The 23,919-nt window shown below is 59.4% G+C and carries 24 protein-coding genes; 12 read left to right on the plus strand and 12 right to left on the minus strand.

From position 1 onward, the window contains the following. Positions 1-146: 146 nt before the first annotated feature. A complete protein-coding gene (locus QK293_RS18425; RefSeq protein ID WP_282379576.1) occupies positions 147-797 on the minus strand; it encodes a hypothetical protein in 651 nt (216 codons plus the stop codon). Positions 798-1,168: 371 nt separating this feature from the next. On the opposite strand from QK293_RS18425, the gene coxB reads away from it, so the two are divergent. The 4 genes from coxB (at position 1,169) to QK293_RS18445 (ending at position 5,468) form a co-directional block, all read left to right on the plus strand. Next, entirely contained in the window at positions 1,169-2,296 is a 1,128-nt protein-coding gene (coxB, locus tag QK293_RS18430) for a cytochrome c oxidase subunit II (protein WP_282379578.1), read from the plus strand. Positions 2,297-2,378: 82 nt separating this feature from the next. Then, positions 2,379-3,971, plus strand: coding sequence for a cytochrome c oxidase subunit I (gene ctaD / locus QK293_RS18435; protein ID WP_282379580.1), 1,593 nt, complete (start codon positions 2,379-2,381; stop codon positions 3,969-3,971). Between the two features lie 32 nt (positions 3,972-4,003). Continuing rightward, the gene (locus QK293_RS18440) at positions 4,004-4,555 is read left to right on the plus strand and encodes a cytochrome c oxidase assembly protein (protein WP_282379582.1); all 552 of its coding nucleotides are present in this window, start codon (positions 4,004-4,006) and stop codon (positions 4,553-4,555) included. Between the two features lie 25 nt (positions 4,556-4,580). Further along, positions 4,581-5,468, plus strand: a complete 888-nt coding sequence (locus QK293_RS18445) for a cytochrome c oxidase subunit 3 (protein ID WP_282379584.1) — start codon at positions 4,581-4,583, stop codon at positions 5,466-5,468. 4 nt (positions 5,469-5,472) lie between these two features. Here the strand turns inward: QK293_RS18445 and QK293_RS18450 are convergent, their stop codons facing one another. After that, positions 5,473-5,676, minus strand: a complete 204-nt coding sequence (locus QK293_RS18450; RefSeq protein WP_282379586.1) for a twin transmembrane helix small protein — start codon at positions 5,674-5,676, stop codon at positions 5,473-5,475. A gap of 70 nt (positions 5,677-5,746) precedes the next feature. Between QK293_RS18450 and QK293_RS18455 the strand changes: the two genes are divergently transcribed. Genes QK293_RS18455 through QK293_RS18475 form a run of 5 tightly spaced genes read left to right on the plus strand, consistent with a single transcriptional unit; the run spans position 5,747 to position 9,655 of the window. Next, positions 5,747-6,487, plus strand: coding sequence for an SURF1 family protein (locus QK293_RS18455; protein ID WP_282379588.1), 741 nt, complete (start codon positions 5,747-5,749; stop codon positions 6,485-6,487). After that, on the plus strand, positions 6,453-7,046 hold the full coding sequence (locus tag QK293_RS18460; RefSeq protein WP_282379589.1) for a hypothetical protein: 594 nt from the start codon (positions 6,453-6,455) through the stop codon (positions 7,044-7,046). The genes QK293_RS18455 and QK293_RS18460 overlap by 35 nt, the downstream gene beginning before the upstream one ends. Positions 7,047-7,056: 10 nt before the next feature. Then, positions 7,057-8,136, plus strand: coding sequence for a COX15/CtaA family protein (locus QK293_RS18465; protein ID WP_282379591.1), 1,080 nt, complete (start codon positions 7,057-7,059; stop codon positions 8,134-8,136). Beyond that, positions 8,124-9,023: a heme o synthase gene (cyoE, locus tag QK293_RS18470; RefSeq protein ID WP_282379593.1), complete on the plus strand. Its 900-nt coding sequence runs from the start codon at positions 8,124-8,126 to the stop codon at positions 9,021-9,023. The genes QK293_RS18465 and cyoE overlap by 13 nt, the downstream gene beginning before the upstream one ends. Beyond that, positions 9,020-9,655 (plus strand): SCO family protein, encoded by a 636-nt coding sequence (locus QK293_RS18475; protein WP_282379595.1) that lies wholly within the window; start codon positions 9,020-9,022, stop codon positions 9,653-9,655. The genes cyoE and QK293_RS18475 overlap by 4 nt, the downstream gene beginning before the upstream one ends. Positions 9,656-9,828: 173 nt before the next feature. Here the strand turns inward: QK293_RS18475 and QK293_RS18480 are convergent, their stop codons facing one another. Genes QK293_RS18480 through QK293_RS18490 form a run of 3 tightly spaced genes read right to left on the minus strand, consistent with a single transcriptional unit; the run spans position 9,829 to position 12,336 of the window. Continuing rightward, positions 9,829-10,599 carry a MetQ/NlpA family ABC transporter substrate-binding protein gene (locus tag QK293_RS18480; RefSeq protein ID WP_282379597.1) on the minus strand — a complete coding sequence of 257 codons (771 nt, stop codon included), beginning with the start codon at positions 10,597-10,599 and terminating at the stop codon, positions 9,829-9,831. 55 nt (positions 10,600-10,654) lie between these two features. Continuing rightward, positions 10,655-11,329 carry a methionine ABC transporter permease gene (locus QK293_RS18485; RefSeq protein WP_282379599.1) on the minus strand — a complete coding sequence of 225 codons (675 nt, stop codon included), beginning with the start codon at positions 11,327-11,329 and terminating at the stop codon, positions 10,655-10,657. Next, positions 11,329-12,336: a methionine ABC transporter ATP-binding protein gene (locus QK293_RS18490; RefSeq protein WP_282379601.1), complete on the minus strand. Its 1,008-nt coding sequence runs from the start codon at positions 12,334-12,336 to the stop codon at positions 11,329-11,331. The genes QK293_RS18485 and QK293_RS18490 overlap by 1 nt, the downstream gene beginning before the upstream one ends. 214 nt (positions 12,337-12,550) lie before the next feature. Here QK293_RS18490 and katE point away from each other — a divergent pair, with 214 nt between their 5' ends. Further along, positions 12,551-14,740 carry a catalase HPII gene (gene katE / locus QK293_RS18495; protein ID WP_282379603.1) on the plus strand — a complete coding sequence of 730 codons (2,190 nt, stop codon included), beginning with the start codon at positions 12,551-12,553 and terminating at the stop codon, positions 14,738-14,740. A gap of 120 nt (positions 14,741-14,860) precedes the next feature. On the opposite strand, the gene QK293_RS18500 is transcribed toward katE, so the two are convergent. Genes QK293_RS18500 through zur form a run of 4 tightly spaced genes read right to left on the minus strand, consistent with a single transcriptional unit; the run spans position 14,861 to position 17,663 of the window. Beyond that, entirely contained in the window at positions 14,861-15,577 is a 717-nt protein-coding gene (locus tag QK293_RS18500; protein WP_282379605.1) for a PA5502 family lipoprotein, read from the minus strand. Between the two features lie 37 nt (positions 15,578-15,614). Then, on the minus strand, positions 15,615-16,403 hold the full coding sequence (znuB, locus tag QK293_RS18505) for a zinc ABC transporter permease subunit ZnuB (RefSeq protein ID WP_056738429.1): 789 nt from the start codon (positions 16,401-16,403) through the stop codon (positions 15,615-15,617). Beyond that, a complete protein-coding gene (znuC, locus tag QK293_RS18510) occupies positions 16,396-17,181 on the minus strand; it encodes a zinc ABC transporter ATP-binding protein ZnuC (RefSeq protein ID WP_282379612.1) in 786 nt (261 codons plus the stop codon). Before znuC ends, znuB begins: the two co-directional genes overlap by 8 nt. Next, complete coding sequence (gene zur / locus QK293_RS18515) at positions 17,181-17,663, minus strand: zinc uptake transcriptional repressor Zur (RefSeq protein WP_282379614.1); 483 nt, start codon at positions 17,661-17,663, stop codon at positions 17,181-17,183. Before zur ends, znuC begins: the two co-directional genes overlap by 1 nt. A 66-nt stretch (positions 17,664-17,729) precedes the next feature. Between zur and QK293_RS18520 the strand changes: the two genes are divergently transcribed. After that, a complete protein-coding gene (locus tag QK293_RS18520) occupies positions 17,730-18,650 on the plus strand; it encodes a zinc ABC transporter substrate-binding protein (protein ID WP_282379616.1) in 921 nt (306 codons plus the stop codon). A gap of 92 nt (positions 18,651-18,742) precedes the next feature. Here QK293_RS18520 and QK293_RS18525 read toward each other — a convergent pair whose 3' ends face one another. Together QK293_RS18525 and QK293_RS18530 are read right to left on the minus strand one after the other, a co-directional pair. Continuing rightward, a complete protein-coding gene (locus tag QK293_RS18525) occupies positions 18,743-19,693 on the minus strand; it encodes a homoserine kinase (RefSeq protein ID WP_282379618.1) in 951 nt (316 codons plus the stop codon). A gap of 58 nt (positions 19,694-19,751) precedes the next feature. Continuing rightward, entirely contained in the window at positions 19,752-20,042 is a 291-nt protein-coding gene (locus tag QK293_RS18530; RefSeq protein ID WP_282379620.1) for a DUF2782 domain-containing protein, read from the minus strand. Positions 20,043-20,116: 74 nt separating this feature from the next. On the opposite strand from QK293_RS18530, the gene polA reads away from it, so the two are divergent. Further along, positions 20,117-22,888 (plus strand): DNA polymerase I, encoded by a 2,772-nt coding sequence (polA, locus tag QK293_RS18535; RefSeq protein ID WP_282379622.1) that lies wholly within the window; start codon positions 20,117-20,119, stop codon positions 22,886-22,888. Between the two features lie 302 nt (positions 22,889-23,190). Here polA and yihA read toward each other — a convergent pair whose 3' ends face one another. Further along, positions 23,191-23,832, minus strand: a complete 642-nt coding sequence (gene yihA / locus QK293_RS18540) for a ribosome biogenesis GTP-binding protein YihA/YsxC (protein ID WP_046044882.1) — start codon at positions 23,830-23,832, stop codon at positions 23,191-23,193. Positions 23,833-23,919: the final 87 nt, after the last annotated feature.

Here is a 23,919-nt window from a genome sequence, read left to right on the forward strand (position 1 = left end):
GAATCCTTGAGCGTAACCTCTCTCGTTGGAATCAGGGTCAACATACAAGGAGCGAAGCTTGCTCGCGAAGCTTTTGGCGTACTTGAGAACGCCTTCGCGGGCAAGTCGGATCGCCGCACCGCTCGCTCCTACAGGGTATGTGTCGTTTAAGCCGCCGACTGATCCAGCTCCAGGCCTACGCCCAGCTGGCGCGACAGGCACGGCCAGCGCTTCCACGCAGCGCCGGTGTCCGGGCTGTTGAGTTTCTCGCGGTAGGCTTCCACCGATTCCAGCGCGAAGCTGTCTTCGTTGAGCATCTCGTCCACGGCGTGATGCACCGCCTCATCCAGTTGATTGGCGAACTCCTCACCGATCAAATGGTGGGCAATCAGGTTGGCAACAGTCGTGTCCAAGGGGATCAGCGGCTGGCCAAAATGCTTGATGTAGAGGTCATTGACCTCTTCGACCAACCGATGCGCCAGATAAGCTTCGTCCAGCAGGCTGTCCAGGCCGATATGCCCGGTCATGATCGCCGGCGGCTGGAGGAAGAACTGCTCGGCGATTTTCAGCACCGGTTTGATCTGCGATTCGATGCCCGCTTCCCGTGCGACATCATTGGCTGCGTCCAACAGGTCCGGCACTTGCTCTATATAAGCGGCCACAAAACGGGTCATCACGCCCTTGGCGTCAACATCCGGTAATTGGATGGCGGCATGCAGGTGCGGCAGTTGGGTTTCCAGTTGACGAGTTAACAGGCCGGTCTCGGCCTCGTGTTGTTGGGCTTTTTGGATCTGCTCGCGCAATGCGGCGGTGTTCATGAAAACTCCAGGAAACAAAGGCAATGAAATAGGGAAGGCATAACTTAGCTGGCATACGAAAAATGCTAAGACGCATTTGTCATAATTATTTCATCCTTGAGTCATCGAAGTTATATCGATTTGCCACCACTCGTCTGCATCCTTCTCCATTCGTGACCTAGAACGCAAGTCCCAGCTGTTTCAGATCATTTACGCCATCACGTTGCGAGGTGGCGGTCGCTGTCTATACTCGGGTGGGAATGGAGTTAGCTGATGACGCCCGACTGCACACGTAGCAAGGCCCGGCGATTCAAGTTCGTAGTCTGAAAAAGCCGCTCCCTTGCCGCAGGTGAAAGCCGGCGGGATAACAAGAACGATAAGGGGAACCCGCAATGATGCGACATCCACACGTCTGGATGGGCCTCCTGTTGTGGTCGATTTTCGGTCAGGCGCAAGCCGCCTGGACTGTGAATATGGCGCCGGGAGCGACTGAAATCAGTCACGCAGTATTTGACCTGCACATGACCATTTTCTGGATCTGTGTAGTGATCGGCATCATCGTCTTCGGCGCCATGTTCTGGTCGATGATTCTCCACCGCCGCTCGACCGGGCAGGTGGCCGCAAAATTTCATGAAAGCACCACCGTCGAAATTCTCTGGACCATCGTGCCCTTCCTGATCCTGGTGGCCATGGCGGTTCCCGCAACCGCAACCCTGATCAAGATGTACGACGCCAGTGAGCCGGATATTGATATCCAGGTCACCGGCTATCAATGGAAGTGGCACTACAAATATTTGGGCCAGGACGTTGAGTTCTTCAGCAACCTGACCACGCCCGCCGATCAGATCCATAACAAGGAAGCCAAGGGCGAGCACTACTTGCTTGAGGTCGATAAGCCTTTGGTGCTGCCGATCGGCGCCAAGGTGCGCTTCCTGGTGACTTCCGCCGACGTCATCCATTCCTGGTGGGTGCCGGCCTTTGCGGTCAAGCGCGATGCGATTCCGGGGTTCGTCAACGAAGCCTGGACCCGCGTCGACAAGCCCGGCATCTACCGCGGTCAATGCGCTGAATTGTGCGGCAAGGACCACGGCTTCATGCCGATCGTGGTCGAGGTCAAGGAAAAGGCCGATTACGAAAAATGGCTGGGCGAGCGCAAGGCTGAAGCGATGCAGCTCAAAGAGCTGACCAGCAAGGAATGGACGCTCGACGAGCTCAAAGAGCGCGGCGACAAGGTCTATCACACCACCTGCGTGGCCTGTCACCAGGCCGAAGGGCAGGGTCTGCCGCCGATGTTCCCGGCGCTCAAGGGCTCGAAAATCGCCACCGGACCGATCAAGGATCACCTGAACATCGTCTTCCACGGCAAGCCTGGCACGTCCATGGCGGCGTTCGGCAAGCAGCTCTCGGAAGTCGATATCGCGGCGGTCGTGACCTACGAACGTAACGCCTGGGGCAACAACAAGGGCGACATGGTCACCCCTAAAGAAGTGCTGGAGCTGAAACAGGCGGAAAGCAAATGACCCGGTCTATTGCGCACGTAAGGAACCAGTCGGGGCATCGCGCCCCGGCCTGCCCAGCCCATCTGTTTGCAGGAGACAGGACATGACTGCTGTAGTCGATGACCATGTTCATACCGGCACCGCCCACGCCCACGGCCCCACCAAAGGCCTGATGCGCTGGGTGCTGACCACCAACCACAAGGATATCGGCACGCTGTACCTGTGGTTCGCGTTCTCCATGTTCTTGCTCGGCGGCTCGTTCGCGATGGTGATTCGCGCCGAGCTGTTCCAGCCGGGTTTGCAAATCGTCCAGCCGGAATTCTTTAACCAGATGACCACCATGCACGGTCTGGTGATGGTCTTCGGTGCGGTGATGCCGGCGTTTGTCGGCCTCGCCAACTGGATGATCCCGCTGATGATCGGCGCGCCGGACATGGCCCTGCCACGGATGAACAACTTCAGCTTCTGGCTGCTGCCGGCGGCGTTCATTCTGCTGGTGTCGACCCTGTTCACCCCCGGCGGCGGACCGAACTTCGGCTGGACGTTCTACGCCCCGCTGTCGACGACCTACGCGCCGGAAAGCGTGACGTTCTTCATCTTCGCCATCCACTTGATGGGGATCAGTTCGATCATGGGGGCGATCAACGTGATCGCCACCATCCTCAACCTGCGAGCCCCCGGCATGACATTGATGAAAATGCCGCTGTTCGTCTGGACCTGGCTGATCACTGCGTTCCTGCTGATCGCGGTGATGCCGGTCCTGGCCGGGTGCGTGACGATGATGCTGATGGACATCCACTTCGGCACCAGCTTCTTCAGTGCCGCCGGTGGCGGTGACCCGGTGTTGTTCCAGCACGTGTTCTGGTTCTTCGGTCACCCCGAGGTGTACATCATGATCCTGCCGGCCTTCGGTGCCGTCAGCTCGATCATTCCGACCTTCTCGCGTAAGCCGCTGTTCGGCTACACCTCGATGGTCTACGCCACGGCGAGCATTGCGTTCCTGTCGTTCATCGTCTGGGCGCACCACATGTTCGTGGTCGGCATTCCGCTGGTGGGCGAGTTGTTCTTCATGTACGCCACGCTGCTGATCGCCGTACCCACCGGGGTCAAGGTGTTCAACTGGGCCAGCACCATGTGGCAAGGCTCGCTGACCTTCGAGACGCCGATGCTGTTCGCGGTGGCGTTCGTGATCCTGTTCTCCATCGGCGGTTTCTCCGGATTGATGCTGGCCATCGCCCCAGCGGACTTCCAATACCAGGATACGTATTTTGTGGTCGCGCACTTCCACTATGTGCTGGTGCCGGGGGCCATCTTCGGGATCTTCGCTTCGGCTTACTACTGGCTGCCGAAATGGACCGGCCACATGTACGACGAAACCCTTGGCAAGCTGCACTTCTGGCTCTCGTTCATCGGCATGAACATGGCGTTTTTCCCGATGCACTTCGTGGGGCTGGCGGGCATGCCACGGCGAATTCCGGACTACAATTTGCAATTCGCCGACTTCAACATGGTGTCGTCGATCGGCGCGTTCATGTTCGGCGCCACGCAGCTCTTCTTCCTGTTCATCGTGATCAAAACCATCCGCGGCGGCGAGCCGGCACCGGCCAAGCCGTGGGATGGAGCGGAAGGCCTGGAATGGAGCATTCCGTCACCGGCGCCGTATCACACCTTCACCACGCCGCCGGAAGTGAAATGAAATGAACGCTGTAGCCCTTGAGGCCCACCATCATGGCTGATTCGATGTCGATGAAGAAGCTGGTTACGCGCCTGCTGATGGTGGTGGTGGCGATGTTTGCATTCGGATTTGCCCTGGTGCCGATCTACGATGTGATGTGCAAGGCGTTCGGCATCAATGGCAAGACGGCCGGGCAGTACGAGGGCGAACAAACGGTCGACACTTCGCGGCAGGTCCGCGTGCAGTTTCTGTCCACCAATGCCGCCGACATGTCCTGGGACTTCTATCCCAAGGGCGATGAACTGGTGGCGAATCCGGGGGCGGTGAACGAGATGATCTTCATCGCGCACAACCCGACCGATCGGCCGATGAGCGCCCAGGCGGTTCCGAGCATCGCGCCCAGCAACGCGGCGGCGTACTTTCACAAGACCGAATGCTTCTGCTTTACCCAGCAAGTGCTGCAGCCCGGTCAACGGATCGAGATGCCGGTACGTTTCATCGTTGACCGTGACATGCCCAAGGATGTGAAGCACCTGACGCTGTCCTACACGCTGTTCGATATCACCGCCCGACATCCTCCGGTGGCTGTAAATACTGGCGGCTGAGCGTGCCCGATAAGGAGAACAATAAATGGCAACTCATGAACATTATTACGTTCCGGCACAGAGCAAATGGCCGATCATTGCCACGGTCGGCATGCTCACCACCGTGTTCGGCCTGGCCACCTGGTTCAACGATCTGAAAGCCGCACGGCCCGAATCCCACGGCCCGTTGATCTTTTTCGTTGGCAGCCTGCTGCTGGCGTACATGCTGTTCGGCTGGTTCGGCACGGTCATCAAAGAAAGTCGCAGTGGCTTATACAGCGCGCAGATGGATCGCTCGTTTCGCTGGGGGATGAGCTGGTTCATCTTTTCGGAAGTGATGTTCTTCATTGCCTTCTTCGGTGCACTGTTTTATGTGCGGCAGGTCTCCGGACCGGCTCTCGGCGGTGAAGGTGCTAAAGGCCTTGCCCACATGTTGTGGCCGACGTTCGAATTCACCTGGCCATTACTGAATAACCCAGACCCGAAACTCTTTCCGGCGCCCAAAGACGTTATCAGCCCGTGGGGCCTACCGCTGCTCAATACCGTGCTGCTGGTCAGTTCCAGCGTCACCGTGACCATTGCCCACCACGCTTTGAAAAAGGGCCATCGCGGCGCGCTGAAAATCTGGCTGGCGATCACCGTGTTGCTGGGCTGCGCGTTTCTCGGCTTCCAGGCTGAAGAGTACATCCACGCTTACAACGAACTGGGCCTGACCCTGGGTTCGGGCATCTATGGCGCGACGTTCTTCATGCTCACCGGTTTCCACGGTGCCCACGTCACCATGGGCACCATCATTCTGTTCGTGATGCTGATGCGGGTCATGCGCGGGCACTTCGACAACGACCATCAGTTCGGTTTCGAGGCGGCCAGTTGGTATTGGCACTTCGTGGACGTGGTGTGGATCGGGCTGTTCGTTTTCGTCTACGTGCTCTGAGGCTTCACCAAGGCGCCGTAGAGGCCAGCTGGCCGCTGAAAAAACCCCAGGCGATCAAGCCGACGGTAATGGCGGCCAGTGCGACACGAACACTCAAGGCAATGACGAGGCGGTTCGAGCTGCTGTCGTCCTTGACCAGAAAAAACAGGCCGCTGAACAGGCTGACAACCGTGGCAATCAGCATCAGGACGATGGCTGCTTTGAGCATGGTGAGGCTCCGGGGGAAAGGCGATGCACTTGAGTATAGCTATCGCGATCAGCGACTTTCTGGCGATGCCATGAAGCGCTTCCGGCCGGGCATCGTGCCAACCGTGGTGGTCGCGTTGTTGCTGCCTATGCTGGTGTCACTCGGGTTCTGGCAACTGAGCCGGGGCGCGGAGAAAAGTGCGCTGCTGCAAAGCTACGCCGAGCGTCGGGCGGCTGAACCGATGGCCAGCGCCGAGCTGCAACACACCGAGGATCCGGCATTCCGCCGCGTTCGCCTGCACGGCCAGTTCGATGCCGCGCACAGCCTGTTGCTGGATAACCGCCAGCGTGACGGCAAGGTCGGCGTCGAGCTACTGCAACCCTTTCAGGATCAAGCGACCGGGCTGTGGCTGCTGGTCAATCGCGGCTGGCTGCCGTGGCCGGATCGGCGCACCCCGCCGCAGTTCACTACACCCAAAGAGGCGTTGAGTCTCGATGCCTGGGTCTACGTCTCCCCCGGCGCCACCTTCCAATTGCACGCCGACCCGAGCACCACGACCTGGCCACAACTGATCACCGCAGTCGAGCCGGCCAAGCTCTGGACAGCGCTCGATCGTGAAGGTTTTGCCTACGAATTACGCGCAGAAACCGGTCCGGCGTCCTACCAGGCCGACTGGCCGGTGGTGGCCATGGGGCCGGAAAAACACATCGCTTATGCCGTGCAGTGGTTCGCCATGTCGATCGCCCTGTTCGGCCTCTATCTCTATCTCGGCTGGCACAACGCAAAGGAGAAACACCATGGGAGCGGCCATGAATCCACCCAGCATGTCTGAGGCGAAAACGCCGGCGAACCGGCGTAAGGGTCGCTTGCAGTTACTGTTAATCCTGCTCGGGGTGATCGGTCCGATGATCCTCGCCACCGGCATGTACAAATGGCAGTTCTGGGTGCCGGAGGGCCGCAGTTACCACGGCGAACTGATCGGCACCGGCCAGACCCGCGCCGACCTCGGCGTGCAGGCGCAGGAAGACCGCTGGCAGATCCTGGTCACGGCGCCCAAGGAGTGTTCGGTGGACTGCCAGCAACTGGTGTATCTGGCGCGGCAGATTCAGATCGGCCTCGGTCGCGATGCGTCTCGCGCCAGCCACGCACTGGCCGCCGCGCAACCGCTGAGCAGCGAGTACGAAGCCAAGCTGACGCGCGAATACCCGCAACTTCAGCGCTATCCCATGGACCTGACCACCTTCAGTAAAACCATGGGGGACAAGGCCGTACCTCAACTGTGGATCATCGACCCTCACGGCAATCTGGTGCTGCGCTACGACCCAACGGTGAAGGGTAAGGATCTGCTCAACGACCTGCGCCATCTGCTGAAACTGTCGAACATCGGATAAGGGCATCGTCATGGCCAAACCTGGATTTCGCCTCGCGCTGTTTGCCACCTTGCTGGCACTGATTGTGGTGTTGCTCGGCGCCTACACCCGCCTGACCCACGCCGGACTCGGTTGCCCGGACTGGCCGGGCTGCTACGGTTTTATTAGCGTGCCGAAAAGCGAAGCCCAACTGACCCATGCCGAGCTGCATTTCCCTGACGCACCGGTGGAAGCCCACAAGGGCTGGAACGAGATGGTCCACCGCTATTTCGCCGGCGCGCTGGGGCTGTTGATCTCGGTATTGGCCGGCCGCACCTGGGTCCATCGTCGTCATCCAGGGCAACCGGTGAAGTTACCGTTGTTTCTGCTGGCGGTGGTGATTGCCCAAGCGGCGTTTGGTATGTGGACGGTAACGCTCAAGCTCTGGCCGCAGGTGGTCACCGGGCATTTACTCGGTGGTTTTGCGACGTTGAGCCTGCTGTTTTTGTTGACGTTGAGACTGTCCGGCGTGCTGCCGGCGCTGACCGTGCCACGGCGTTTACAGTACTGGGCGACTGCCGGTTTGCTGCTGGTGATTGGACAAATCGCCCTGGGTGGCTGGGTCAGTTCCAATTATGCCGCCGTGGCCTGCATCGACTTTCCGACCTGCCACGGGCAATGGCTGCCCCCGGCTGATTTTGCCAACGGCTTTCACTTGACCCAACACATCGGCCCCAATTACCTCGGCGGGCAGCTGGACAGCGATGCCCGCACCGCGATTCACCTGACTCACCGTATCGGCGCATTGCTCGTGACTCTGGGGTTGCTGGGCCTGACCTGGCAACTGAAGGTCGTCGGCATGACGCGCCTTGCGGGGCTGGTACTGATCGCCCTCGCGGCGCAGATCACGTTGGGCATCAGCAACGTGTTGTTTCATCTGCCGCTGCCCGTGGCCGTCGCTCACAACGCGGGGGGCGCGGCACTGTTGCTGACGTTGGTGCTGGTCAATTATCACGCGCGAACCAGTCTGGTTCGGGTCAAGCAGCAAACCCTTGCGCGCTGGCGCTTCAGCCCGCGTAAACACTCAGCCGGGCCCATAACAATAAAAGGAGAGATGCCATGGCGACTCTGATCGGCGAACGTCACAGTCAGGCAATCTGGCGTGACTACCTGGAGCTGACCAAGCCGAAAGTGGTGGTGCTGATGCTCATCACCTCGCTGGTGGGGATGTTTCTCGCGACCCGCGCCGGGGTGCCGTGGACGGTGCTGGTGTTCGGCAATCTGGGGATCGCCTTGTGTGCCGGCGGTGCAGCGGCGGTCAACCATGTTGTGGACCGACGGATCGATGCGGTCATGGCCCGCACGCACAAACGACCCTTGGCAGAGGGTCGAGTGTCACCGGCGGCCGCGCTGACTTTTGCCTTGGTATTGGCAGTGCTTGGGCAAGCCATACTGCTGGCCTTCACCAATCCACTCACGGCATGGCTGACCCTGGCCTCGCTGCTCGGCTATGCGGTGGTCTACACCGGTTTCCTGAAGCGCGCGACGCCGCAAAACATCGTCATCGGCGGACTGGCCGGTGCCGCCCCGCCACTGCTCGGCTGGACCGCTGCCACCGGTCACGTCAGCGCCGAACCCTTGCTGTTGGTGCTGATTATCTTCGCCTGGACCCCGCCCCACTTCTGGGCCCTGGCCATTCACCGCAAAGAGGAATACGCCAAGGCCGACATTCCAATGCTGCCGGTGACCCATGGCGAGCACTACACCAAGGTTCACATCCTGCTGTATACCTTCGCGCTGCTGGCCGTGAGCCTGATGCCTTACGTGATCCACATGAGCGGCGTGCTCTACCTGATTTGCGCGCTGGGACTGGGCGCGAGGTTTCTGCAATGGGCCGTGGTGCTGTACCGTGGCACTCGGCCGCACGCGGCGATCCACACCTTCAAGTACTCTATTTATTACTTGTTCCTGCTGTTTATCGCGCTGCTCGTAGACCACTACTTACTGTTGAACCTATGACTCGAACCCATAAAACTGTCTTCATCCTCGTCGCCCTGATCGCGCTGGTCATGGGCCTGACCATCAACAAAGTGCTGTCCGGCAAAGGCCAGGGCGACCCGACCGCGTTGATCGACGCCGGGATCATCCTGTTGCCGCAAAGTCGCAACCTTCCAGACGTGACGATGACCGATCAGGACGGTAAGCCGGTGGCGGTCAACGCGCTGAAAGACAAGTGGTCGCTGCTGTTCTTCGGTTACACCTTCTGCCCGGACATCTGCCCGACTACCCTCGCCCAGTTGCGCCAGATCAAAAGCGAGCTGCCGCCGGAAGCGGTGGATAAGTTGCAGATCATTCTGGTCAGCGTCGACCCGAACCGCGACACACCCAAGCAGCTCAAGCAGTACCTGGGCTACTTCGATCCGCAGTTCAAAGGACTGACGGCGTCTTCGGTCGAGGACATCCAGAAGCTCGCCAATGCGGTCAGCATTCCGTTCATTCCGGCGGACACCAGCAAGCCGAACTACACCGTCGACCACAGCGGCAACCTGGCAGTGATCGGGCCGGACGGAACGCAACGTGGGTTCATTCGGGCGCCGTTGAACAACGTGAAACTGGTGGCGCAATTGCCGGTGATGCTCAAACGCAAATAAGTCGACAGGCCAAAAAAAACCGCAGCCAATGACTGTGGTTTTTTGTACCTGATCGTTCCCACGCTCCGCGTGGGAATGCAGCCAGGGACGCTCTGCGTCCCCAAAGCGGACGCGGAGCGTCCGGTGAGGCATTCCTTTGCTGCGCGTGGGAACGATCAGCGTAGAGGGCTAGATCAGAACGCCGGCAATACCGCGCCTTTGTACTTCTCGAGGATGAAGGCTTTCACTTCAGGGCTGTGCAGGGCAGCAATCAGCTTCTTCATCGCTTCGCTGTCCTTATCGTCTGGTCGGGCAACGAGGATGTTCACGTAAGGCGAGTCGTTGCCTTCAATAACCAACGCATCCTTGGCCGGATCAAGCTTGGCTTCCAGTGCATAGTTGGTGTTGATCAGCGCCAGGTCGACCTGGGTCAGCACACGCGGAATGGTCGCGGCTTCCAGTTCACGGAATTTCAGGTCCTTGGCATTCTCGGTGATGTCCTTGACGCTCGAGAGGATGTTGTTCGAGTCCTTCAACTTGATCAGGCCAGCCTTCGCCAGCAGCAACAGCGCACGGCCGCCGTTGGTGGCGTCGTTCGGGATTACTACGTTGGCGCCGCCTGGCAGCTCGGTCAGCGCTTTGTACTTGCTGGAGTAAGCGCCCAGTGGTTCCAGGTGCACGCCAGCAACGGCCACAAGGTCGGTGCCCTTGGCCTTGTTGAACTCATCGAGGTACGGCTGGTGCTGGAAGAAGTTGGCGTCCAGACGTTTCTCGGCCACTTGCACGTTCGGCTGAATGTAGTCGGTGAAGACTTTGACCTTCAGGTCCACGCCTTCCTTGGCCAGGGCCGGTTTCACGAATTCGAGGATTTCTGCGTGCGGGACCGGGGTGGCCGCGACGGTCAGGGTGTCGGCGTGGGCGGAAAAGGCTGCAACGGCAGCGAACGCGACGAGTAGTTTTTTCATTCAGCTAACTCCTTGTGAGCTTGCGGCGCCTGCCAGCGAATGGCCGGCGCATGTCTTATTTACGCGAGAAGTGTATGACCAGCTTATCGCCAACGGTTTGCAACACTTGAACCAGCACCAGCAGCAACATCACGGTCACGACCATCACATCAGGCTGGAAACGCTGGTAACCGAAACGGATCGCCAGGTCGCCCAGACCACCCGCGCCGACCACACCCGCCATCGCCGTGTAGGACACCAGTGTAATAGCTGTCACCGTAATCGCTGCGAAGATGCCCGGGCGGGCTTCCGGCAGCAAGGCATTGGTGATGATCTGCCGTGTCGTGGCACCCATGGCCTGGGTGGCCTCGATGATGCCGCGATCCACTTCACGCAGGGCGGTTTCCACCAGTCGCGCGAAGAATGGCGTAGCGCCAATCACCAGCGGTGGAATGGCACCGGCAACCCCGAGAGACGTGCCGGTGATCAACACGGTGAACGGAATCATCACAATCAGCAGAATGATGAACGGCAGCGAACGCAGGATGTTCACCATCAGCGACAGCATCGCGTAGACGCCTTTGGCTTCCAGCAACTGACGCGGGCTGCAGAGGAACAACAGCACGCCTAGGGGCAGGCCGAGCAAAACGGTGAACAACAACGAACCGAAGAGCATCAGCAAGGTGTCGCCAGTGGCCAGCCAGATTTCAAACCAGTCGATATTGACGAAGAAACTTGTCAGGACTTCCATTAGCGCAGGACCTCCATGTGAACGTCAGCCGCGGTGAAGCGGGCAAACGCCGCCTCCATGTCGCCACCGGTAACGGCCAGGGTCAACTGCCCGTAGGGCACGTCTTTGATGCGGTCGATACGACCGGCCAGGATGCTGTAGTCCACACCCGTTTCCCGAGCGACGGTTCCCAGCAACGGCGCGTAGGTCGCTTCACCCTGGAAGGTCAGACGCACGATGCGACCCGGCACGTGAGCGAAGTCATCGCGCTGTTCGCTTTCGTCAATCTGCTCGTCTTCCTGCACGAAACGCTTGGTGGTCGGGTGCTTCGGATGCAGGAACACCTCGGCCACCGAACCTTGCTCGACGATCACGCCAGCGTCCATCACCGCCACTTGGTCGCAGACCCGGCGGATCACGTCCATCTCGTGGGTGATCAACACAATGGTCAGCTTCAGTTCGCGATTGATCTCGGCCAGCAATTGCAGGACCGACGCCGTGGTCTGCGGGTCTAGCGCGCTGGTGGCTTCGTCGCACAGCAGGATTTTCGGCTTGGTTGCCAAGGCGCGGGCGATGCCGACACGCTGCTTCTGACCGCCAGACAATTGCGCCGGGTATTTTTTGGCGTGGTCGGACAGGCCGACCCGCGCCAGCAACTCGGCCACACGCCGGTCGATCTCGCTGCGCGACAGTTCGCCGGCGAGGGTCAGGGGCAGCGCGACGTTGTCCGCCACAGTCTTGGACGCCAGCAAGTTGAAGTGCTGGAAAATCATCCCGACCTGCTGACGGAAGCGCCGCAGGCTGTTGGCGTCAAGCGCGGTGACTTCTTCGCCGTCGACGAATATCTTGCCGCCACTGGACTCTTCCAGGCGATTGATCAGACGCAGCAGAGTACTTTTCCCCGCACCGGAATGGCCGATCAGACCAAAGACCTGACCATTCTCAATCGTCAGACTGGTCGGATGCAGGGCGGGAATATCCTTACCGGCAACGCGGTAGGTTTTGTGGACGTTTTGAAACTCGATCACGTAGCGAACCTTGTGGGGCGCGTTGGAAAAGGATCAGCGGTTAGCCGGGCGCGCATTTTAGCCTGTCCGTATAGAGGTTATTAGCATTTATTCCGCATTCAACCTTCCATTTGGCAATAACGCGATCAAAGGTTAGAAAAAAGGAACGGCGCAAAACCTCATCAGTCACTAATTAGGCAACTCGAAAACGCCCCTGGTGCCGTGCCGGGGGGAATTGCTCAAGAGTCCTGGCTACGGCGGGAATCGCAACGAGGAGTTTTGTCTGATGAGTACTAAAAAACCTGCCGCAACCAAAAGCGCATTGGCCGGGACCGATACCCTGGACCGCGGCAACACCAATGCCAAGCTCGACAGCCTGGAACAATTTCGCTCTGACGCCACTGAAAAGGCCCTGCGTACCAACCAGGGCGTGAAAGTCTCGGATAACCAGAACACGTTGAAAGTCGGCGCGCGCGGGCCATCGTTGCTGGAAGATTTCATCATGCGTGAAAAAATCACGCACTTTGACCATGAACGCATTCCCGAGCGCATCGTCCACGCCCGCGGCACGGGTGCTCACGGATACTTCCAGACCTATGAAACCCATTCCGTGCTGACCAAGGCTGGGTTCCTACAAGACCCAAGCCAAAAAACCCCGGTTTTCGTCCGTTTCTCCACGGTGCAGGGCCCTCGTGGGTCGGGCGATACCGTGCGGGACGTGCGAGGTTTCGCGGTGAAGTTTTTCACCGACGAAGGCAACTTCGACCTGGTGGGTAACAACATGCCAGTGTTTTTCATTCAGGATGCGATCAAGTTTCCTGACTTCGTGCACGCGGTGAAACCCGAGCCGCACAATGAGATACCCACCGGCGGCTCAGCTCACGATACCTTTTGGGATTTTGTCTCTCTGGTACCGGAGTCGGCGCACATGGTGATCTGGACCATGTCCGACCGGGCGATCCCGAAAAGCCTGCGCAGCATGCAAGGCTTCGGCGTGCACACCTTCCGCCTGATCAATGCCGAAGGTAAATCGCGTTTCGTCAAATTCCACTGGCGCCCCACTGCCGGGACGTGTTCGCTGGTGTGGGATGAAGCGCAGAAACTCGCCGGTAAAGACACCGATTACCACCGTCGCGATCTCTGGGAGTCGATCGAGATGGGTGACTATCCGGAATGGGAACTTGGCGTACAGGTCATCGAGGAGGAAAACGAACATAAATTCGACTTCGATATCCTCGACCCGACCAAGCTGATCCCGGAAGAACTGGTGCCGATCACCCCGCTGGGCAAAATGACCCTCAACCGCAACCCCGACAACTTCTTCGCCGAAACCGAACAGGTCGCCTTCTGCCCTGGGCATATCGTGCCGGGGATCGACTTCTCCAACGACCCATTGCTGCAAGGTCGGCTGTTTTCCTACACCGATACGCAAATCAGCCGACTCGGCGGGCCGAACTTTCACGAGATCCCGATCAACCGCCCGGTGGCACCGTTCCACAACGGCCAGCGGGATGCGTTGCATCGCAGCACCATCGACAAGGGCCGCGCGTCCTACGAGCCAAACTCCATTGATAGCGGTTGGCCGAAAGAAACACCGCCGGCAGCACAGGATGGCGGCTTTGAAAGTTATCCAGAGCGCATCGACGCCAACAAGATCCGTCAGCGCAGCGAGTCGTTCAGCGACCACTTCTCCCAGGCGCGGCTGTTCTTCCATAGCATGAGCAAGCACGAGCAGGAACACATCATCTCGGCTTACAGCTTCGAGCTGGGCAAGGTTGAGCGAGTGTTTATTCGTTCACGTCAGGTCAATGAGATCTTGGCCAACATTGATCTGGACCTCGCCAAGCGCGTGGCGCAAAACCTGGGCCTGCCTGCGCCGAAGGCCGGGACGGTCGAGGTGCGTAAGACCTCGCTGGATCGTTCGCCGGCCCTGAGTCAGGCCAACTTGCTGCCGGCGGATATCAAAACCCGCAAAGTGGCAATCCTGGCAGCCCATGGGGTCGATGGTGCAGCGATTGAGGCAATGAAGACAGCGTTGAAGGCCGAAGGTGCGCACGCCAAACTGCTCGGCCCGACGTCTGCGCCTGTGACGACCGCCGATGGCAAGACACTGCCGGTCGATGCGTCGATGGAAGGCATGCCTTCGGTGGCGTTCGATGCGGTGTTTGTGCCCGGTGGCGCGGCGTCGATCAAGGCGTTAAGCACCGACGGCGTGGCGCTGCATTACCTGCTGGAGGCGTACAAGCACTTGAAGGCGATTGCACTGCAGGGCGAGGCCCAACAGTTGCTGAATGTGTTGAAGCTGGAGGCTGATGCGGGGTTGATCGTGGGTACGGATGCGAAGTTGATCAAACCGTTTTTTGCCGCGATCGGGCAGCATCGGGTGTGGGACAGGGAGCCAAAAGCCAAGGCGATTCCGGCTTAAGGACCTTTATTGGTAGCGAGGGCGCCTTCGCGTGCAAGCCTTGCTCCTACAGGATTGCGTCGTTCATACCACTAGCGAACGACACAAATCCTGTAGGAGCGAGGCTTGCCCGCGAAGCTTTTAAGGTTTACGCGGGCTCAAAACCATCTGCGCAGGAATGTTGCGCAGAATCTGCTTCTCCAGATTCAGATCAAAATCCGCATCGAGCTTCTTCACGCGCTTGGTCAGCAACGTGGCCAACCAAGGGTAGTCCTGGGTGCGTGGCGCCTGAATACTCACGTCGCATTGGTAATTCACCACATCAGCGGCGATCGCATCCAATTGGCGACGAAGCTTCGTCATATCCGTCAGGTTCAACGCAACTGTGGTGCTTTCAGCCGTCGGATCTATGACGTTGGCCTGTGGCTTGGCTTCGGCTGCCATGAGCGCCGCTTCGGCTCTATCCAGTTCAGCTTTGCGGGCATCAACGATGGCGTTGTTGACCCCACCCGTCAGCGCCGGCGCCTTGGGCATCAACGCCCGGGCGCGGCTTAGCGCCGTGGCAGCCGCATTCACGTCGCCTTTCTGCAGCACGATTTGACTGCGGCGCAGATAGGCTTCGGCCAGTTGCCGCTGGTATTGCTCAAGGGCTTGATCATTGGGCGACTCGGCCTGCAAGGCAGCCAGTTGATCTTCGGCAGTCGCCAGTTCGCTGCTGGCGAGGTTTTTTTCCAGCTGTGCGATGGCCGTGGCCCGTGCACCGGTAGCCTCGGTGGCCGCCGGTGGCGTGCTTTGGCAAGCGCCCAGTAGCAGCGAAAATGCGACAAGGAGCAGATAACGGGAGGCGAACGACTTCATTCCTGCGACTCTCTATTTGCGCAAAAAACGAGCAAGTCTACACCCCTCGACGGGGCAGGACAAAACTCAGCAGAAACAGTGCGGCGGCCGTCACAACAATCGATGGGCCCGCCGGGGTGTCTTTGAACCATGAAAGCGACAGCCCGCCACAGACCGCGAGCATACCCAGCAGGCTCGCGCCCAATGCCATCTGCTCCGGTGACCGGGCGTGACGTTGTGCCGCAGCCGCCGGGATGATCAGCAGTGAGGTAATCAGCAATACACCGACGATTTTCATCGCCACCGCGATCACCACAGCGATCAGCAACATCAGGGTCAAGCGCAACGCCGCCACCGGCAGACCTTCAACCCTGGCCAATTCTTCGTGCACCGTGATCGCCAGCAATGGCCGCCACAACGTCACCAGCAAGGCCAGAACGGCCGCGCTGCCGCCGAGTATCCAGGCCAGATCGGTCGGACTGATCGCCAGCAGGTCGCCGAATAGATAGGCCATCAGGTCGATCCGCACTTCGTGCATGAAGCTTAGTACGACCAAGCCCAGAGAGAGCGTGCTCGGTGCGAGAATTCCCAAAAGCGTGTCGGACGCCAGTGGTTGGCGCTGTTGCAAGGTCACCAGCAGCACGGCTAACAGCAAACAGCCTACGGTGACCGCAACGGTCGGGCTGACATCCAGCAGAAAGCCCAGTGCCACGCCAAGCAGCGCGGCATGGGAAAGGGTGTCGCCGAAATAGGCCATGCGCCGCCAGACCACGAACGAACCCAGCGGGCCCGCGACCAACGCCAGGGCCAGACCTGCAAGCAGGGCGTAGAGCAGAAAATCAGCCATGCTTGCAGCCATCTCCGTGAACGTGGGTAGGGGCCAACGGGGCCGCGCTGACCACCGAACCATGCAAGTCATGGGCGTGGTCGTGATGGTGGTGATAAATCGCCAGGCTTTGTGCATTCTTTCCGAACAGCTCGACGAAAGCCGGATCGCCACTAACCTGCTCGGGGTGCCCGGAGCAGCAGACGTGACGGTTGAGGCAGACCACCTGGTCGGTGGTGCTCATCACCAGGTGCAGATCGTGGGACACCATCAACACGCCGCAGCCGTGACGGTCACGCAATCGGGTGATCAGGCTGTAAAGCTCGGCCTGACCGGCCACGTCGACGCCTTGCACAGGTTCGTCGAGCACCAGCAATTCCGGTTCGCGCAGCAATGCCCGGGCCAGCAACACCCGCTGCATTTCGCCACCGGAAACACTTTGCACCGGGCTGTCGATCACCTGTTCGGCGCCGACTTCCTTGAGTGCCGCCAAGGCCGTGGCGCGTTCTACGCCCGGCACCAGACGCAAGAAGCGCAGCACCGACAGTGGCAGCGTCGGGTCGACGTGAAGTTTTTGCGGCATGTAACCGACCCGCAGTTTCGGCTTGCGCCACACGCTGCCGCTGTCCGGTTTCAACAGACCGAGAACGGCGCGAACCAGAGTCGTCTTGCCGGCACCATTGGGGCCGATCAGGGTGACGATCTGCCCGGGCTCGACGCTCAGCTCAATGTTGTCCAGCACGTTTTGCCCGGCAAAGGTCACGACAACCTGCTCGAGGCGGATCAGCGCATTGCTCATCAAACCCCCTGGCAACCCGAGCAGAGGCCGACTACTTCAACGGTCTGGCCTTCGACGACGAACCCGACATCCTTTGCGCTATTGATAATCGCGTCGCTGATGGATTTTTGTTCAAGTTCAATCGCGGCGTGGCATTCACGGCAGATCAGGAACTGGCCCTGGTGGGCGTGTCCCGGGTGATTGCAGCCGACGAAAGCGTTCAGCGAGGAGATGCGGTGTACGAGGCCGTTTTCCAGCAGGAAATCCAGTGCACGGTACACGGTCGGCGGCGCCGCACGGCGGCCGTCCTGCTCGCTGAGCACCGCGAGAATGTCGTAGGCACCCAACGGCTTGTGGCTTTGCCATACCAGTTCCAGCACCCGCCGGCGCAAGGCGGTCAGGCGCAGGCCTTGACGTGCGCACAGACTATCGGCCTCAGACAATGCGCTGTGGACGCAATGAGAGTGGTCGTGGGGACGGCTGGCAATCGGTGTTTTAGGCATGAGCGGCGACGAGTTTTGTGAGAGACGTTATTATGTTACCCGTTCTCGCCTCTTTGAGTGGTCATCGTGTCCCGACTTTTTTCTATCTTTGTCGCATTTGTCGCAAGTTTTCTGCTGATGGGTTCAGCTCATGCCGACGTCAAAGTTCTCACCAGTATCAAGCCTCTACAGCTGATCGCCGCTGCGGTGCAGGACGGTGTGGCGATTCCGGAAGTCTTGCTGCCGCCTGGCGCCTCGCCTCATAACTATGCCTTGCGCCCCTCCGACGTACGGAAGGTGCAATCGGTGGACCTGGTTTACTGGATCGGTCCGGACATGGAAGGTTTCCTGCCTCGCGTGTTGAAAGGTCGTACGCTGCCAAGCGTCGCTGTGCAAGACCTGCCGGGCCTTAAACTGCGACGATTCGCCGAAGATAGCCCCTCTCATGCAGAAGAAGCCGACGAACATGATCACGACCACCGCCCCGGCAATCTCGACTCGCACTTGTGGCTTTCGCCGGTCAACGCTCGTGTCATCGCCAACAAAATGGCCGCAGACCTAAGTGCAGCCGATCCTTCCAATGCGGCGCGCTATCAGAGCAACCTCAAGGCGTTCGATGAGCGTCTGGATGCGATGGATCTTCGCTTGAAGGCGCGTCTGGCCGGCATCGCAGGAAAACCGTACTTCGTTTTCCACGAGGCCTTCGACTACTTTGAAGACGCCTACGGCCTCAAGCATGCCGGCGTATTCAGCGTCGCGGCCGAGGTACAACCCGGCGCCCAGCATGTCGCGGCGATGCGCACTCGACTGCAGGAAGTCGGCAAAACCTGTGTGTTCAGCGAGCCGCCGTTGCGTCCGCGCCTGGCGGAAACCCTGGTGGCGGGTCTGCCGGTGAAACTCGCGGAACTGGACGCGCTGGGCGGGTACACGCCGGCGACCGCTCAGGGGTATGAGCAGGTGCTGGAGAAGTTGGGGAACGATTTGGCGGGGTGTCTGGAGTCGTTGTAAGCGCAGGATCTGCGGCGCCCCATTCGCGGGCAAGCCTCGCTCCTACAGGGAATTGCACTATCCCGTGGGAGCGAGGCTTGCCCGCGAAGCTTTTAAAGGGCGAAAGGTAACGGCGTACTGATCTTCTGACGCTGCGCCAGACGCTGTTGAAACTCCATCGGATCGTGAATCAACACGTCCTGCCCGGCGAAAGACTCCGCCGCGATCAACCGCGACAACCAGAACCGCACACACGCCACCCGCAACAGGGTCGGCCACAACTCGGCTTCGGCTGCGGTAAACGGCCGCAACGCCGCATAAGCGCCGAGTAACGCCCGCGCTCGTGGTCCGACGATCAACCCGTCCTCGTCTGAACACCAGTCGTTCAACGCAATCGCCACGTCGTAGAGCATCGGCCCCGAACAGGCGTTGTAGAAGTCGATCAGCCCGGTCAGGTGAGTGCCTTCGAACATCGCGTTATCGCGGAACAGGTCGGCGTGGATGTTGGCTCGCGGCAGCGCCAGAATTTTCGTCTTCTGCTGTGTGATTTCGTCCAGAGCCCGTTGCAGCAGATCGCTCTGCTCGGCATTCAGGTGCGACAGCAACTGCGTGCCCTCCTCCAGCATCCAGTCCAGGCCGCGATCGGTCTTGCGTTTGATCATGTTGGCCCGGGTTGCAAGGTGCAGATGACCGAGCAACTCGCCGACCTGAGCGCAATGCTGCGCGTTGGCTTCCTTGATGTGCTTGCCGGCCAGACGCGGCTGCAACAGCGCAGGTTTGCCGGCCAGTTCGCGCAAGGCGACGCCGTCGGTGGTGCGCAATGCATAAGGCACTGGCAGGTCAGCGTCATGCAGCACGTCGAGCAGTTCAATGAAGAAAGGCATCTCCTGCACCGGACCACGCTCAACGAGGGTCAGGACAAATTCGCCCTGCTCCAGGCTGATAAAGAAATTGGTGTTTTCGCTACCAGCGGCAATCCCCTGGAAATCAAGCAGGCGGCCGAGCCCGTAAGGGGCGAGAAAGGTTTCCAGCTCGGGCCGAGCCAGCGGGGTGAACACAGACATGTTTGAACTGCCAGTACGGGCGCCGCTGCTTGAGCCAGCGCCGATTGAAATTAAGAAACTACTTCCACTCAAAAATCTTCCATGACGGAATCAGCATATCCGGCTGATCCGAGCGGATGAAGTTTGCATCCGTCCCGTCCGCGCGCACCAGAAAGTAAGGCGGTGCGCCCTTCGGTGTGACCTTGATCGCGTACAGGAAACCGTTTTGGCGGTATTCCTGGATGGTTTTATCGCCTTCCGTGCGAATGGTGACATCTGGGTCCGACGAGGGCGCATCGTCCGCCGCCATGACGGCCAATGGTGCGATTGCAAACAAGCCAGCCAGCAGCAAGCGATTTAGTGTGCGCATGATAACCTTGTCCCTTTGTCGTCAACGGTCCCGCTATTCTAGCGCCGGACCCGCCGAAAAGGTTGATCCTGCTCATGAGCCAAGCCCCCCTCGTCCTGGTGGACGGTTCTTCTTACCTGTACCGCGCCTTTCACGCCCTCCCTCCGCTGACCACGTCCAAAGGCCTGCCGACCGGTGCGGTCAAGGGCGTATTGAACATGCTCAAGAGCCTGCGCAAGCAGTACCCGGACAGTCCGTTCGCCGTGGTGTTCGACGCCAAGGGTGGGACATTTCGCGATGACATGTACGCCGAATACAAGGCCAACCGTCCGAGCATGCCCGACGACATGCGCGTGCAAATCGAGCCACTGCACCAAAGCGTGATCGCCCTGGGTTTTCCGCTGTTGTGCGTCGAAGGCGTCGAGGCCGATGACGTGATCGGTACCCTGGCCCGCAGCAGCGCGGCGGCCGACCGCCCGGTGGTGATCTCCACCGGTGACAAGGACATGGCGCAATTGGTCGACGGCCACATTACCTTGGTCAATACCATGACCGGTAGCGCGCTGGACGTGGAGGGCGTGAAGGAGAAATTCGGCGTCGCTCCCGAGCAGATCATCGATTACCTGGCACTGATGGGCGATTCTTCCGACAACATTCCGGGCGTTCCGGGCATTGGTCCGAAGACTGCTTCCGGCCTGTTGGTCGGTGTAAATGGTGGTCTGACTGAGCTCTATGCGCAGCTCGACATCGTCCCAACCCTACCGATTCGCGGGGCCAAGACCCTGCCGGCCAAGCTCGAAGAGCACAAGGAGATGGCGTTTCTCTCCTATCAATTGGCCACCATCAAGATCGACGTGCCGCTGGATATCGGCCTCGACGACCTGCAAATGGGCAAGCCGGATCACGACAAACTTGCCGAGCTCTATACCCTGCTGGAGTTCAAGAGCTGGTTCGAAGATAACCAGCGCGACGCCAAGCGTTCCGGCCAGGAAGTGACTGCTCCGGTGGCTGAAGAAGCCGCTGTCGAGACTGAGCTCAAGTACACAACGATCCTCACCCAGGCAGACTTCGACCTGTGGCTGAAGAAGCTCAACGACGCCAAGCTGATTGCCTTTGACACCGAAACCACTGGCATCGATGCGCAGCAGGCGCAACTGGTCGGTCTGTCTTTCGCTGTACAAGCCAACGAAGCGGCCTACATCCCGCTGACCCATTCCTACATGGGCGTGCCCGACCAACTTGATCGCGACACCGTGCTGCGGGCACTGAAACCGATCCTGGAAGACCCGAACAAGCTTAAGGTCGGCCAACACGCCAAATTCGACATGAACATCCTGGCCAACTGCGCCATCGGTGGCGATCAGAGCTGCGGCATCACCGTCCAAGGCGTCGCTTTCGACACGATGCTTGAATCCTATGTACTGGACTCCACCGCGACCCGTCACGACATGGACAGCCTGGCGCTGAAGTACCTGAATCACACCACCACCAGTTTTCAGGACATCGCTGGCAAGGGCGCCAAGCAACTGACCTTTGACCAGATCTCCCTGGAGCTGGCCGGGCCTTACGCCGCCGAAGACGCCGACGTGACGCTGCGCCTCCATCAAACCTTGCAGGAAAAGCTCAACGCAATTGCGAGCCTGAGCAAGGTTCTGAGCGAAATCGAAATGCCGTTGGTGCCGGTGCTGGCACGAATCGAACGCCAAGGTGCGCTGGTCGATGCCAACCTGCTGGGCATTCAGAGCGTGGAACTGGGCGAGAAAATGGTCGCCCTCGAGCGTGAGGCGTTCGCCATCGCCGGGGAAGAATTCAACCTCGGCTCGCCGAAGCAATTGGGCGTGATCCTGTATGAAAAACTCGGCCTGCCGATCCTCAGCAAAACCGCCAAGGGCCAGGCGTCCACCGCCGAAGCCGTGCTGGCGGAACTGGCCGAACAGGATTTCCCGCTACCCAAAGTGCTAATGCAGTACCGCTCGATGAGCAAGCTGAAAAGCACCTACACCGATCGCCTGCCAGAGCAGATCAACCCGCGCACCGGACGGATTCACACCTCTTACCACCAAGCCGTAGCGGCGACCGGGCGTTTGTCGTCCAGCGATCCGAACTTGCAGAATATTCCGATCCGCACCGCCGAAGGTCGTCGGATTCGTCAGGCGTTCGTCGCACCCAAAGGCTACAAGCTGCTGGCCGCCGACTATTCACAGATCGAACTGCGGATCATGGCTCACCTGGCCAAGGACGAAGGTTTGCTGCACGCCTTCCGCAACGATCTGGACGTGCATAAAGCCACCGCAGCGGAAGTCTTCGGGGTTGAACTGGGGGACGTCACCACCGACCAACGGCGCAGCGCCAAGGCGATCAACTTCGGTTTGATCTATGGCATGAGCGCGTTTGGCCTGGCCAAGCAGATTGGCGTTGATCGCAAGCAATCCCAGGCCTACATCGACCGTTACTTCGCCCGTTACCCGGGCGTGCTGGAATACATGGAGCGCACCCGCACCCAAGCCGCCGAACAAGGTTTCGTCGAAACCATCTTTGGTCGTCGCTTGTACCTGCCGGAGATCAACGCAAAAAACCCGGCCCTGCGCAAAGGTGCCGAACGCACAGCGATCAACGCCCCGATGCAAGGCACCGCCGCGGACATCATCAAGAAAGCCATGATTGCCGTGGACAGCTGGCTGACAGCGTCAGGCCTCGATGCCAAAGTCATCCTGCAGGTGCACGATGAATTGGTCCTGGAAGTGCGGGAAGATTTGGTCGACCAGGTCCGTGATGAAATTCGCGTGCACATGAGCGATGCAGCGAAGCTTGATGTGCCGCTGTTGGTCGAGGTTGGCGTAGGAAATAATTGGGATGAGGCTCACTGAGCCGTCTGAAAAGACGACTTCCGCTGCGGCATAGTGCCGCGGCAGAGAGGGCGAAGGGGCTCTTAGTTCGGTAAACTCGCTGGGCTATTCCAAAGGCTTTTTAAAAAATTCTGAACTAATCTCCGGAATCGCCACTCAGAGTTACTGAATGGGTGGTGAAGCCCTTCGATGCTCCTAATGTTGTGTTAAGTGTTGGCAGATATCTGGACCCCGCCCTAGCGGTTCGGAACTTGAACCCCGGAACTTCCCCCTCCCCATAAGAAGTCCGGGGTTTTTTTGTCTGCTGCTTTTGTGTGGACAGCTTACTCGGCAAGCTCCGCGCCCTTGTCCGCAAGTTCCATCCAGCCCGCCAGTACAGTGTAGGCGTCTTCCAGGCCCATGCGTTTTGGTGCCGAGAACAGTTGGATACTGATCGCATCACCCCAGCCCTTGCGGATGTCTGCCTGAACCTTGAGCAGGACGTTTTTCGCCGCGCCGTAAGTCAGCTTGTCGGCTTTGGTCAGCAAAATGTGCATCGGCATGCCGCTGGCGACGGCCCAGTCAAGCATTAACAGGTCGAAGTCGGTCATTGGATGACGGATGTCCATCATCAAAATCAGACCTTTCAAACTCTCGCGACCACCCAGATACGCTTCCAGGTGACGCTGCCAGTGCAGCTTCAACGGGATGGGTACTTTCGCGTAACCGTAACCCGGCAGATCGACCAGACGGCGATCATCGTCTAGCTTGAAGAAGTTCAAGAGCTGCGTGCGCCCCGGAGTTTTCGAGGTTCGCGCCAGACTGGCGTGCGTCAGGGTGTTCAGAGCACTGGATTTGCCGGCGTTGGAACGCCCGGCGAAGGCCACTTCAAAGCCTTCGTCGTCGGGACATTGGTCGACTTTGGCGGCGCTGAGCATGAAGGTGGACTGTTGGCACAGACCGAGGATGGGGTTCTTGAGTTGCATGGGATTTCCGATGTGGGCGGCGCCGGGAATGGACGCGGCGAGCAGTGTCGTTTCCGTTTCAGTGACGCCAGTATATAATGCCGCAGA

It is taken from the genome of Pseudomonas sp. AL03 (genome assembly GCF_029960815.1).
GTDB lineage: Bacteria > Pseudomonadota > Gammaproteobacteria > Pseudomonadales > Pseudomonadaceae > Aquipseudomonas.